The sequence below is a fragment of the Occultella aeris genome (assembly GCF_902703175.1).
GTDB lineage: Bacteria > Actinomycetota > Actinomycetes > Actinomycetales > Beutenbergiaceae > Occultella > Occultella aeris.
Map to the genome: position 1 here is coordinate 20704 of NZ_CACRYJ010000067.1, position 12818 is coordinate 33521.

The window sequence follows — 12818 nt, forward strand, 5'->3', positions numbered from 1 at the left end:
GCGACGCCTCCGACGGTCCGAGTGGTCGGCCCCGCCATGGCCGGCACGACCAACGACGTGCCGCTCGCTCCCCGTTCAGGACTGGAGCGCGCCGCCGAGCACCGCGTGCGGGCCGTTTGCGGCAACGGTGGATCGGCGCACCACCAGTTCGCCCGGGACCAGCCGGTACGACGGTGGACGATCCGGCTCCGCCAGCCGCCGCACGCACTCCTGGACGGCCAGTGCCCCCCGTTCGTGAAGGGAGGTGGCCACAGTCGTCAGACCGGGGCCGAAGAACTCGGTGATCGAGAGCCCTCCGAATCCGGCGACCGCCAGGTCCTCCGGGATCCGCAGCCCGAGTTCGGATGCCGCCTGCATGGCACCGAGTGCCATCTCGTCAGTGGCAGCGAAGACTCCGTCCGGGCGAGCACCGCGGGCCACCGCTCGGTGCAGGGCCTCGTAGCCTGCCCTGGCAGTCCACTCGTCGGCCGTCTCGAAGAGGTCGGCCTCGTCGACACGCGCCCGCCAGCCGTCCCATCGGAACCGTGACACCAGCGTCTCGTGGCGAGCTCCGATGTGCAGGATCCGGCTCCTGCCGATCTCCAGCAGATGCCCCATCACGACGTCGACCGCACCCAGCTCGTCCAGAGCCGCGACCGAGCACGGCGAGCCTGGGCCCAGATCGGTGGTGCTGATGATCGGGAACGGCACGTCCGCCGCCGCCAGAACCTCCGCGTTCAGACTGGTCGCCGGCAGGACCATGACCGCAGCCGCCGACTGTTCGACCATGGTGTTGAGGCAGCGTCGCAAGTCCTCACCGTCCGAATCGGTGGCGATCGCGACCGCGAGCGTGTACCCAGCCGAGGTCGCGGCCTCGTTGATGCCGCGCAGCAGCAACGCGCTGGCCCGGCCCGGTGGCTCTCCGAAGATGACGCCGAGGGTCCTGCTCGCGCCCATGAGTGCCTGGGCCGCCCGGTTCGGGCGGTAGCCCAGTCGCTCGATGACCTCCCGGACGGCCGCGGCGGTGGCCTCGACGACGGCGGGATCGCGGGTGAGCACCCTGGACACGGTCGCTCGAGAGACACCGGCGGCCTCGGCGACATCTGCCATCCGCACCCGTTGCGACGGCGTGTCGCGCCCTCTTCGGCTCATCGTCCGCTCCCTTCCGCCCCAGTCCCACGAGCTTCGACACGCCGAGCATATCGAGGCCGAGGGCTCCGACCGGCTGGAGTGTACTCGCGTACATCCGCGTGGCGACGGAGTTGGAGATGAACGCTCTCGCCGACTCCTGCGATCAGTGCCCCGCGACCGCCATGTCGGTGCTGCCCGGCCAGGTCTTCAGCAACCAGCCGTCCGCGTCCACGTGCACCTCGGCGACGCCGCACGGCGGGATCCAGCGCGATTCGGTCATACCCGGCTCTGCTGCCGCGAGGTGCGGCAGCACCAGTGACATCGCGCCGCCGTGGCTGATCACCAGCACGGTCTCGCCGCGGAACCGGTCGGCGATCTCCTGCGCCGCGCCGGCGAACCGGGTCACGACCTGCGTGCCGGACTCCCCGCCCGGCAGGGCGGCGTCGAGGTCACCGTCCACCCAGCGACGCATCACCTGCAGTGCCCGGGCTTCGCCGTCGGGGGTCTCGGTGTCCGGACCGAGGTCGAACTCGACGAGACCGGGCAGCGCCTCGGGTCTCAGCCCGAGCTGTTCACCGACCACGGCGCCGGTCTCGACGGCGCGGCGCAAGGTGCTCGTGAACAGCCCGGCGACCCTGCGGTCCCGCAGCGAAGCGGCCAGGGCGCGGGCCTGGGCGACGCCGTCCGGGGTGAGGCCGAGGTCACCGTCGGTCCCGGGTTCCGGCTCGTAGGCATGCCCGTGCCGGGCCATCAGTAGCACCGCCGCGCACTGCAGATCGCTCACCCGTTCGACGGTACTGCACGGTGGACGCCCGCCACAGCGCCTCCGGGTCGAGCCCGAGTACGGACCCCCAAATGTGACGTCCGCCTCGTCTCCCCGGGTGGATGTCACAAACCGTCCCGCTACGGCGTCATCCAGGTACCCGGCTCCACGGGCCGGGCATCGAGTAGGGAACGGAGTGAGTGCCACGTGAGCGCAGGGAGCGCGCAGGGCAGTCAGACTATGGACCGGCTCGCGGACCGGTTCGCCCGGCGGACCCGGCTGGGCACGATCATCACATCCTGGCGGGTGCACGCCTTCACAGATCACTGGTCCCTACTGCTCGGTCAGATCGTCGTCGCGAGTTTCGTCGTATGCGCCCTCACGGGCGCCTTCCTCACGTTCTTCTACGACCCGTCGGTCGCTCCGGTTGTCTACGACGGCCCGTACGGACCCCTCCAGGGCGTCGAGATGTCGCGCGCCTACGAGTCGACCTTGGAGATCTCGCTGGAAGTTCGCGGTGGCTTGTTGATGCGCCAGCTCCACCGGTGGAGTGCCAACCTGATGATCGCCGCGCTGCTGCTGCACATCCTGCGTGTCTTCTTCACCGGCGAGTTCCGGCGGCCTCGCGTGAAGAACTGGCTCATGCTGTTCGGCGTCCTGTTCGCGGGCATGGGCGCGGGCCTGACCGGCGCGCTGCTTCCCGACGACATGCTCTCCGGCAGCAGTCTCGCGGTGCTCGACGGGCTCCTCAAGAGCGTTCCGGTGGTGGGGACCAGGCTGTCGGGTCTCGTGTTCCAGGGACAGTTCCCGAGCGGCGCGATCGCCACCTTCTACCCGGTCCACGTGTTCGTCCTGCCGGGCGTCATCGCGGTGCTCATCGCGGTGTACGCCCTGCTGAGCGCACGAGGCGGGCCCGCTCGCCCCGAACCGGGACGCGGATCGCAGGGCGCGGTCCGGCGTCGTCCGACGGCATCCGCAACGAAGCGAGGCGGTCTGTTCCTCATCGTGTTCGGCAGCCTGACCCTGATGGCCGCACTCGTGACCGTGAACCCGATCTGGGACTACGGGCCCGCCGATCCGGGCAACACCTCGGCCGGTGCCGGCGCGCTCTGGTATCTCGCCTTTCTCGACGGAGCGCAGAAACTCGTCCCTCCCGGCTGGGAGTTCGTCTGGATGGGCGGGACCTGGATCCTCGCCCTCCTCGTGCCGGTCGCCGTGTCCGGTCTGTACCTGGTGACCGCGATGCTCTACCCGTTCATCGAACGCTGGATCACCGGCGACCGACGCGAGCACCACGGGCACACCAGGCCGCGCAACGCGCCGACCCGTACCGCGATCGGAGTCGCCGGCATCATCTTCTACGGCGTTCTCTGGGCAGCAGCCGGATCGGACACCATCGCGCTGCAGTTCGGAGTCGCCTTCGAAGGGATCGTGCTGGCGCTCCAGATCACGCTCCTGCTCGGACCCGTCCTCGGGTTCGTCCTGACCAAACGCATGTGCATCGCACTACAACGAAAGGACCGAGAGCTCGTGCTCCACGGCCATGAGACAGGCAGAGTCGTCCGGACGTCGACGGGTGAGTACGTCGAGGTGCATCGGCCATTGGATCCCTACGAACGGTGGCGGCTCGTCGACTACGAGGTGGACGAGGCCCTGACCCTCGAGCCGGACGCCACCGGACACGTCCGGTGGCGGACGCGGGTCCGGGTTCGTCTTTCGCAGTGGTTCTACCGCGACCGCATCCCTCCGGTCACCCCCACCGAGCTCCTCGCTGCCCGTGACCGGGCCGCACCCCACGGTGCGGACGCGGCAGAACGGAGCGTGCTCGAGGACTCACGCTGAGACCGAACTGCGAGGGAGCCCGCTCCGGGCGAATCGAGTTCTATGGTGTCCCCATGCTGACGCATCGCTGGGGCCTGGGCACCGAGCTCGTGGACTACGAGGAGGCCTGGGCACAGCAACGGGCTATCCACGAGCGCGTGGTCGCCGGCGGCACGGACGAGATGCTGCTGCTCGAGCACGCCGGCGTCTACACGGCAGGCAAGCGCACCGCGAAGTGGGACCGGCCCACCGACGGCACCCGGGTGGTCGACGTCGACCGCGGCGGCCGGATCACCTGGCACGGCCCCGGGCAGCTGGTGGTCTATCCCATCGTGCGGCTGGTCGAGCCGGTCGATGTGGTCGCCTACGTCCGGGTGCTCGAGCAGGCGGTCCTGGATCTGTGCGCAGAGCTCGGCCTCGCCGCCGCGCGCGTCGAGGGGCGCAGCGGGGTCTGGGTCCTGGGCGTCGACGGCGGCCAGGACCGCAAACTCGCAGCGATCGGTGTGCGCGTGGCCAAGGGCGTGACGATGCACGGCGTCGCCGTGAACTCGTGCCCGGATCTGGTCGCGTTCGACGCGATCGTGCCGTGCGGCATCGAGGACGCCGGTGTGATCTCGCTCACGCAGTTGCTCGGCCGGCACGTGAGCGTCACCGAGTGCGCGGACCTGCTCACCCCGCACCTGGCGCGGAACCTCGCGCTGGTGCGGGCCGCCGTCGCCCCCGGCGCGGTGAGCGAACAGAACCAGGCGAGGGCCGCCGTCGTCCACTAGATGGACCATGCGCCCGCGGCACGCGGCGCGGACCGACGGCGGGTCGTAGTGTGAGCGAGCAGCAATCGAACCGATGCAGAAACGGGTGAACCGGGTGACCATCGCGCCAGAGGGACGACGCATGCTTCGGGTGGAGGCGCGCAACTCCGCCGTCCCGATCGAGAAGAAGCCCGAGTGGATCAAGACCCGCGCCACCATGGGCCCGGAGTACACCGAGCTGAAGCAGCTGGTGCGCCGGGAGGGTCTGAACACGGTCTGCGAGGAAGCAGGCTGTCCGAACATCTTCGAGTGCTGGGAGGACCGCGAGGCCACGTTCCTCATCGGCGGCAACCAGTGCACCCGGCGCTGTGACTTCTGCCAGATCGACACCGGCAAGCCGGACGCGTTCGACGCCGACGAGCCGCGCCGGGTCGCCGCCTCGGTGCAGGCGATGGGCCTGAAGTACGCGACCGTCACCGGGGTGGCCCGCGACGACCTGGACGACGGCGGCGCCTGGCTCTACGCGGAGACCGTCCGGCAGATCCACCAGGTCAACCCCGGCACGGGCGTCGAACTGCTGATTCCGGACTTCAACGCAGACCCCGACCAGCTGGCCGAGGTGTTCTCGTCCCGGCCGGAGGTGCTCGCGCACAACCTGGAGACGGTGCCGCGGGTGTTCAAGCGGATCCGCCCCGGGTTCCGGTACGAGCGCTCGCTCGAGGTGATCCGGATGGCCCGGGATGCCGGGTTCGTCACGAAGTCGAACATCATCCTCGGCATGGGCGAGACGTTCGAGGAGGCCGCGTCCACACTGCAGGACATGCACGACGCCGGCTGCGACCTGATCACGATCACCCAGTACCTGCGCCCCTCGCTGCGGCACCACCCGGTCGACCGCTGGGTCAAGCCGGAGGAGTTCGTGGCGCTGTCGGAGGAGGCCGAGGACATCGGCTTCCTCGGTGTCATGGCCGGGCCGCTGGTGCGCTCGTCCTACCGCGCCGGACGGCTGTGGGGGCAGGCGATGGCCCGCCGTGGCGAGGCGGTCCCCGAGGCCCTGCAGCACCTGACCGAGCCGACCACGGCCCGCCAGGAGGCGGCCTCGCTGTTGCACCGGTGACGGCCGTCGGCGCGCCCTGAGCCCCCTCGCGCGACCGGTAGGCTTGACCCCATCATGGCGAAGAACTCATCCCCCGACGCGGCGGCCCCGAAACCGAAGAAGAAGCGCTGGTATCACCAGCTGTGGGACGTCTACAAGATGGTCCGCGAGGCGCAGCCGTCGATCACCTGGCTGCTGCTGCTTATCATCATCGGCGGCACTGCCGTGGGTTTCGGGCTGGGGGTGCTGTTCAACCAGCAGGTCTACTTCACGATCCTGGCGCTGCCGTTCTCGCTGCTCGGGGCGATGTTCCTGCTCGCCCGGAAGGCGGAGTCGACGGCGTATCGGCGCATCGAGGGCGAGCCCGGCGCGGTCTCCGCCGCCCTGGGCACGATCAAGCGCGGCTGGAACATCGAGGAGGAGCCGGTCGTCATCGACCCGCGGACCCAGGACATGGTGTTCCGCGCCGTCGGCAAGCCCGGTGTGGTGCTGATCTCCGAGGGCCCGCCGCACCGCGTGAAGAAGCTGCTCGAGAACGAGCGCCGGCGCACCGCCCGCGTGATCCCGAACGTCCCGTTCGTGCTGCTCGAGTGCGGGCAGGAAGAGGGACAGATCCCGCTGCCGAAGATCGCCTCCCGGGTACAGCGGCAGAAGGGCAAGCTCACCAAGAACGAGGTGGCCGAGGTCTCCAAGCGGCTGCGCGCGCTGCACCGGAACACGCTGCCGATCCCCAAGGGCGTGGACCCGCGCAAGGCACGGCCGGACCGCAAGGGCATGCGGGGACGCTGACGCCCTCGCACTGCAGACGCGCATCACCACGGGTCAGCAGACCCCGATCCGCGCGGGTTGGGAGTTCCACCCGTCACCTGGTGAGGTCGTAGACGGCACGCCAGTCGAAGTACACGATCGCCTTGGCGTGGCTCATGTCGAAATCGAAACGATCGTCGGGCTGCGCCTGGTAGACCTCGTTGCCGACCCGGTGCGGCTTACCGTCGAGACTCCACTTCCCGGTGGGCCCGTCGGCGACGAGCATCTTCGGCCCGGTGAGTTTCTGGACCTCGGGGTCGGCGGCAACGGCCTCGATGATCAGCCGACGCGCGGCGGTCTCGTCGGCGATCTCGCCTGCGGTCAACTTGACCTTGAGTGCCGCTCGCGCCAGCGGGAGCAGCCTGCTCCAGTTGATGTCAGCTGTCAGGTCGGTCCGCGTCTGCGAGCCCTTCGTCGACTTCTGGTAGTGGACGGTTCGGCCACCGATGTCCTTCTCACGGATCACGAGGATGTGCTTCGCGGCAAGCAGTACCTTGAGGTACGTCTGCCCGAGCGGGGACGCTGTCAGCAACGGTGCCACGTCGGAGCGCCCGGCGGCCTCCGCACTCGGCGAGAGCAGACGAGCCACGAGAGTCGGCACGATCGCACCGTTCGCGGGGTCCCAGTCGGTGACCGCCTCGTCGACGATCCCCTTCACGAGGACACCGAGGGAGGGACTGTTCGCACTGGCGTTCGTCTTGCGGCTCCACTCGTCCAGGTTGAAGCCGATCGGTCCTTGCCCGCCGATGTCGAACTCGTATTTCCAGTGGTGCTTGAGGTCTACTTCGGCATCACCGGCGACAGCTGTGCGCGCCTGGTCCAGCTGGAAGAGTGCAGCCAGACGATTCGCCTCGGTCACCCAAGCGTCGAGCGTCTGCGCGCTGGCGACCGCAAGCGCCGGATCCTTCACGTCGATCATCTTGAGGCTGGCCATCAGTTGTGTTGCCACGCTCGGTTGGTGACGCTTCAGGCCCGCGGCGATACGCCTGGCCTCCGGCTGGAACTTCCGCGTCGCGGCCTGGTCCGAGACGGCCAGCGACTCGATGTACGCCGACAGGCGCACGAACGCCGTCGCGGCGTTGTTGCCGACATGGGCAGCCGGCATCACGTTGAAGAGGCCCTGAACGCTGGGCTCGCCGGCGCGGTCGAGGACACGTTGGACGGCCCGATTCCCGAGTTGTTTCTGCAGCTGCAGGATCTGATCGACCGGTCGCCCCGCCTCGGCCCCCGAGCGGACCGCACGTCGGTCGTCGGTGCGGACGTGCACGCCGGGTGTCAGGGGTCGACTGCCAGCGGCCATCTCGTATCGATCCCTTCCGGCTGTCCCAACGGCGCACATCAACGACGAGCACCTACCGTGGGAGATCAATCTCGCCGATGCAGCCGATCGGATCCAGCGTCGACGGCCCTCCGTCGGGGACGCATCGCTCGCCCGATCGGGCATGCCCAGCACGGCCCATCGCGGCGGACCCGCGCGCCGTAATCCAGCGGCGCGTTACGCCCGAGCCTCCACCGGCACCCAGTCCCGACCGAACCATCGCCGCGCCCGGTCCGCCCCGAACGCCTGTTTCTCCGCCCCGTTCGGCAGCGAGGGCCCGTCCATCCCACCGAACGGCGCTTGCCCCGGCTGGAAGGTCACGTCCACCTTCGCGACCTGCCCGCCGCCGAACTCCATGTAGCAGATGCCCTGCCCGCCGTACTCGGCGTCGGAGGTGCTTCCGTTGACTCGCGCGATGAGCTGTGCGGCCACGACCCTCGCCTGGCCCTCGGAGAACACACCCGCCTTGGGCGTGCCAACGCTCGTCACGTCCCCGATCGCGAACACGTCACCGAACTTCGTCCGCAGTGTCCTCGGGTCCACCGGGATCCAGCCGTCCTCGGTCAACCCGGCCTCGACCACGACCGGCGGCGCGACGTGCTTGGGCACCGCGAGGAGCAGATCGAAGCCGATCTCCTCGCCGTCGCCGAGCACCGCGACCCGACGCGCCGGATCCAGCGAGCGCACCAATGACCCCGGGTGCCACCCGATCCCCCGCTCCTCGAACGCGGCGAGGATCGCCTCCGACGCAAGGGGCGACGGCGGGATCGGCCTCGGCAGCGGCATCACGAGGTCGATGCTCGAGCGCCGACGCAGGCCCCGCTCGGTCAGGAAGTCGTGCACCAGCAGTGCGGTCTCGCTCGGCGCGGGCGGGCACTTGAACGGAGTCGACGTCACGGCGATCACCACCCGGCCGCCGTCGAAGGCGTCGAGCGCATCCCGCGCGGCGATCGCGCCGGGCACCGTGTAGAACTCGTGGCCCGCCTCGACCAGTCCCGGTGTCGCGGACGGGTCGAGGTCCGCGCCGAGCGCCACCACGAGGGCGTCCGCCTCCAGCGTCTCCCCCGTGTCCAGCGCGACGGTCCGCGCGACCGGGTCGATGCCGACCACCTCGGCGCGCACCATCCGCACGCCCGGGTGGGCGACGTCCGCGTAGGCCAGATGTACCCGCTCGGCGCTCGTGTGCCCGAACATGAAGTCGAGTTTCGAGAACCCGAACACGAAACTCTCCGCACGGTCGACGAGCGTGGTGTCCACGTCCTCGCCGAGCGCCTCCGAGAGCTTCGACGCCACCTCCAGGCCACCGAAACCGGCGCCGAGGATCACCACCCGCAATCCGGTCTTGGTCACCCGGTCATGTTCGCATCGCGGGCGGCGTCAGGTCCGGCGAACGGACCAGCAAATGCCCGACGGCGGCCCCTCGCCCTCCGCATACGCGAGTGCTGTTGTGCCTGCCACTTCCGCTCAGTTCGTTGCCGTGACCAGCCAGGCGCGGGCGACGAACCGGACGACGCCGTCGACCATCCGCTCGCGCACCTCCGCTCGTGCCTCCTCGACCGCTGCGTCCCAGCCCGCAGCGCCGAGGCGAGGTTCGAGGTCGGCGCGTAGGGCTCGGCCGGTCTGTCCGCCGAGCACGATCGCCAGACGCTCCGCCACGCCGTCGCTGCCGTCCACGCCGTAGTCGCAGACGCCGTCGACCGGCTCGACCGCCACGTCACGCCAGCCAGCGTCCGCGAGCACCTGTCGCACGTGTGCCGCCTCGCCGAGGCCCAAGGGGCCCGGAACGCCCGACGGCGGTGGGCCGGGCGGGTCCTCGTGCCTCGCCAGGAGCGTGCGCAGGCCGAGCTCGAACAGGTCCCGCTCCTCCTCGCGCCAGCACACGAACGCGAGGCGGGCGTCCGGCACCGCGGCCGTGCGGAGGTTGGCGAAGGCGGCGCACGGGTCGGCGAAGAACATCACCCCGAACCGGGACACGACCCGGTCGAACGGGGCGCCCGGAGCAGCGGCGAGGAGATCGCCGTCCTGCGCGTCGGCGATGATGACCGAGGCTCCGGGCACCCGGAGCCGGGCCGCGGCGACCATGTCGTCGGAGATGTCGACGCCGACCGGGTGTGCACCGGCCGTGGCCGCCGCCTCGAGCAGGGTGCCGGTGCCGCAGCCCACATCGAGGACCCGCTGACCGGGAGCCAGCTCCGCAGCGGCGAGCACCGCCGTCGTGAACGGCGCGAACGCGGCGTCGTAGATGCGCTGGTGCCGCACCCAGCCCGCGGAGCCGGACGCCCAGACCTCACGCATCGCCTCGTTGCCCATGGGCTCGAACCTAGTGCCGCCGCCGCTGTCGCAACAGGAGGGGCGCTACCGTCGCGCCACGGTCAGGTGCCGCCGAGTCATGCCGGAATGATGTCGACCTCGTACTGCTGCAGGATCCGATCGGCAGTGACAAGCGGCATCCCGAGCATCTGTGCCTGTGCCACGAGGATGCGATCGAAGGGGTCGCGATGGTGGTCCGGCAACTCCCCGGCGCGGAGCGCATGGGCGTGCTCCACCCCGATGGCAGTCGTTGCCGATCGACGCATTCGGTCTGGCACATACGCGGAGGGGACCTCGGGCAGACTCAGCTTTCCGAGGCGGCACTTGATTGCGATCTCCCATGCGCTCGCCGCCGAGAACAGGATCTCGGTGCGCGTGTCCGCAAGCAAGGACTGCACCTCGGCTCGCAGGCGACCCGGCTCAGCCTGCATCCAGAGCCAGACGTGCGTGTCGACGAGCACCCTGCTCACGCCTGGAACTCCGCGAGTACATCGTCTGGGAGTGGCTCGTCGAAGTCGTCCGGGACGACGAAAACTCCTTCGTCCAGTCCCAGACTTCGCACCGAAGGGAGCGAGGCGGGCACCAGGCGAGCCACAGGCTGCCCTCCACGACGAATTTCAACCTCTTCGCCGGCGTCGACAAGGCGCAGCAACTCGGAGAGACGTGTCTTCGCCTCATGGACGCCCACGCTGCGCACCGTTGACTTAGTCATGGACTTAGTCTACTCCTCGACACCCTGACGCCTCTGTAGGGCAGCGGGTGTCCAGGTCAGAGCCGAACGATCCGGGTCTTGGCCCAGATGTCGTGGAGCCCGCGCCCGTCGGGACCGGTGATCACCGGCGGCAGCACCAGGCAGATCGCCACCGTCCGCACGGCTGCGCGCAGCGGCCCGGATGCCCCGCCCTCGATCCCGCGCACCCCGATGCCGAGCAACCGGTGCCCGATCGTGAACCCGAGGGTCGCCACAAGCAGGTACGTCATCAGCGCGAACACACCGAGCGTGGCGAGCGGGTGGTAGTCCAGGAACGCGTAGCTGATGACGCTCGCGAGGGCCCAGTCGATCGCCAGGGCGACCAGACGCCGACCGAGCGGCGCGTTCGCGACGGACGCTCCGCCGTCGGGCGTTGCTCTGCCTTTCGTCCCGGCGGGTCCACCACTCATACTTCGAGAGCGTAGTCCCGCCGCGGCCCGGACGAGACGGCCCGACGGCGCAGGTCGCGTCGCGTTTAACATGGCGGACACATACGGGTCACGGTAGGGAAATGCCGCGCCCCTACCGTGTGTCCGAACCCAGGACGGGTGTCCTAGACCAAGGAGCAACGGATGTTCAGTACTGCCGAGGAGGCCATTGCCTTCACCAAGGAGCAGGGCGTCAAGTTCGTCGACGTCCGGTTCTGCGACCTGCCGGGGGTGATGCAGCACTTCAACATTCCGGTCGAGGCCTTCACGGAGGACGCCTTCACCGAGGGTTTGATGTTCGACGGATCCTCGATCCGTGGCTTCCAGGCCATCCATGAGTCGGACATGAAGCTCGTGCCGGACGTCTCCAGCGCGTTCGTGGACCCGTTCCGCAAGCAGAAGACCCTCGTGGTCAACTTCTCCATCGTGGACCCGTTCACCGACGAGCCCTACTCCCGCGACCCGCGCAACATCGCGGCCAAGGCCGAGGCCTACCTCGCCTCCACCGGCATCGCGGACACCGTCTACTTCGGCGCCGAGGCCGAGTTCTACATCTTCGACGACGTGCGTTTCTCCACCAGCGCGCAGCACTCCTTCTACTACCTCAACTCCAACGAGGCCGCCTGGAACACCGGCCGTGAGGAGGAGGGTGGCAACCTCGGGTACAAGACCCGCTTCAAGGGCGGCTACTTCCCCGTCTCCCCCAACGACCAGATGGCGGACCTGCGCGACTCCATGGTCACCCAGCTGCAGGAGGTCGGCCTCGAGGTCGAGCGTGCGCACCACGAGGTGGGCACGGCAGGCCAGCAGGAGATCAACTACCGCTTCGACAGCCTGCGCGCCGCCGCCGACGACGTGATGAAGTTCAAGTACGTCATCAAGAACGTCGCCTGGGAGGCCGGCAAGTCCGCCACGTTCATGCCCAAGCCGCTGTTCGGTGACAACGGCTCCGGCATGCACTCGCACCAGAGCCTGTGGAAGAACGGCGAGCCGCTGTTCTACGACGAGCGGGGCTACGGCGGCCTGTCCGACATCGCCCGCTGGTACATCGGCGGACTGCTCAAGCACGCCCCGTCGCTGCTGGCGTTCACGAACCCGTCGGTGAACTCCTACCACCGCCTGGTGCCCGGCTTCGAGGCCCCGGTCAACCTGGTCTACTCGGCGCGCAACCGCTCCGCGTGCATCCGGATCCCGGTCACCGGCACCTCGCCGAAGGCCAAGCGCGTCGAGTTCCGCGTGCCGGACCCGTCGTCCAACCCCTACCTCGCGTTCTCCGCGATGCTGATGGCCGGCATCGACGGCATCAAGAACCGGATCGAGCCGCCGGAGCCGGTCGACAAGGACCTGTACGAGCTGCCGCCTGAGGAGCACGCGCAGATCGCCCAGGTGCCGGACTCGCTGCCGGCCGTACTGGACGCGCTCGAGGCCGACCACGACTTCCTCACCGAGGGTGACGTGTTCACCCCCGACCTGATCGAGACGTGGATCGACTACAAGCGCTCCAACGAGGTCGACGCGCTGCGGCTGCGCCCGCACCCGCACGAGTTCGAGCTGTACTACGACATCTAGACCGCGGTCTTCCTGACCTGCGGCTGCTTGCCGAGAACGGCGCCTGATACGGGAAACGTCCTTCGACGTTCCCCGTGTCGGGCGCCGTTCGCCGGT

At 69.2% G+C, this 12818-nt stretch carries 13 protein-coding genes; 5 read left to right on the forward strand and 8 right to left on the reverse strand.

All coding sequences use genetic code 11. The features are described from left to right. Nucleotides 1-75: 75 nt before the first annotated feature. Nucleotides 76-1131 carry a LacI family DNA-binding transcriptional regulator gene (locus HALOF300_RS23320; protein WP_156743286.1) on the reverse strand — a complete coding sequence of 352 codons (1056 nt, stop codon included), beginning with the start codon at nt 1129-1131 and terminating at the stop codon, nt 76-78. Between the two features lie 142 nt (nt 1132-1273). Beyond that, nucleotides 1274-1894: a histidine phosphatase family protein gene (locus tag HALOF300_RS23325; protein WP_156743287.1), complete on the reverse strand. Its 621-nt coding sequence runs from the start codon at nt 1892-1894 to the stop codon at nt 1274-1276. Between the two features lie 186 nt (nt 1895-2080). Between HALOF300_RS23325 and qcrB the strand changes: the two genes are divergently transcribed. The 4 genes from qcrB (at nt 2081) to HALOF300_RS23345 (ending at nt 6328) form a co-directional block, all read left to right on the forward strand. Continuing rightward, entirely contained in the window at nt 2081-3715 is a 1635-nt protein-coding gene (gene qcrB, locus HALOF300_RS23330) for a cytochrome bc1 complex cytochrome b subunit (protein ID WP_231955717.1), read from the forward strand. A 53-nt stretch (nt 3716-3768) separates the two neighbouring features. Further along, nucleotides 3769-4464, forward strand: coding sequence for a lipoyl(octanoyl) transferase LipB (gene lipB / locus HALOF300_RS23335; protein ID WP_156743288.1), 696 nt, complete (start codon nt 3769-3771; stop codon nt 4462-4464). Nucleotides 4465-4558: 94 nt separating this feature from the next. Next, complete coding sequence (gene lipA / locus HALOF300_RS23340) at nt 4559-5560, forward strand: lipoyl synthase (protein WP_156743289.1); 1002 nt, start codon at nt 4559-4561, stop codon at nt 5558-5560. Between the two features lie 54 nt (nt 5561-5614). Beyond that, nucleotides 5615-6328: a DUF4191 domain-containing protein gene (locus HALOF300_RS23345; RefSeq protein WP_156743290.1), complete on the forward strand. Its 714-nt coding sequence runs from the start codon at nt 5615-5617 to the stop codon at nt 6326-6328. Nucleotides 6329-6401: 73 nt separating this feature from the next. On the opposite strand, the gene HALOF300_RS23350 is transcribed toward HALOF300_RS23345, so the two are convergent. The 6 genes from HALOF300_RS23350 to HALOF300_RS23375 all read right to left on the reverse strand — a co-directional run bounded on the left by HALOF300_RS23350 (nt 6402) and on the right by HALOF300_RS23375 (nt 11135). Next, nucleotides 6402-7646: a hypothetical protein gene (locus HALOF300_RS23350; protein WP_156743291.1), complete on the reverse strand. Its 1245-nt coding sequence runs from the start codon at nt 7644-7646 to the stop codon at nt 6402-6404. 195 nt (nt 7647-7841) lie between these two features. Then, nucleotides 7842-9014 carry an NAD(P)/FAD-dependent oxidoreductase gene (locus HALOF300_RS23355; protein WP_156743292.1) on the reverse strand — a complete coding sequence of 391 codons (1173 nt, stop codon included), beginning with the start codon at nt 9012-9014 and terminating at the stop codon, nt 7842-7844. 114 nt (nt 9015-9128) lie between these two features. Beyond that, on the reverse strand, nt 9129-9974 hold the full coding sequence (locus tag HALOF300_RS23360; protein ID WP_156743293.1) for a class I SAM-dependent methyltransferase: 846 nt from the start codon (nt 9972-9974) through the stop codon (nt 9129-9131). A 77-nt stretch (nt 9975-10051) separates the two neighbouring features. Further along, nucleotides 10052-10435, reverse strand: coding sequence for a type II toxin-antitoxin system VapC family toxin (locus HALOF300_RS23365; RefSeq protein ID WP_197522791.1), 384 nt, complete (start codon nt 10433-10435; stop codon nt 10052-10054). A 5-nt stretch (nt 10436-10440) separates the two neighbouring features. Further along, on the reverse strand, nt 10441-10686 hold the full coding sequence (locus HALOF300_RS23370) for a type II toxin-antitoxin system Phd/YefM family antitoxin (RefSeq protein WP_156743295.1): 246 nt from the start codon (nt 10684-10686) through the stop codon (nt 10441-10443). A 56-nt stretch (nt 10687-10742) separates the two neighbouring features. Then, a complete protein-coding gene (locus HALOF300_RS23375) occupies nt 10743-11135 on the reverse strand; it encodes an RDD family protein (RefSeq protein ID WP_156743296.1) in 393 nt (130 codons plus the stop codon). A gap of 162 nt (nt 11136-11297) precedes the next feature. On the opposite strand from HALOF300_RS23375, the gene glnA reads away from it, so the two are divergent. Next, nucleotides 11298-12722 carry a type I glutamate--ammonia ligase gene (glnA, locus tag HALOF300_RS23380; protein ID WP_156743297.1) on the forward strand — a complete coding sequence of 475 codons (1425 nt, stop codon included), beginning with the start codon at nt 11298-11300 and terminating at the stop codon, nt 12720-12722. The last annotated feature ends 96 nt before the right edge of the window (nt 12723-12818 follow it).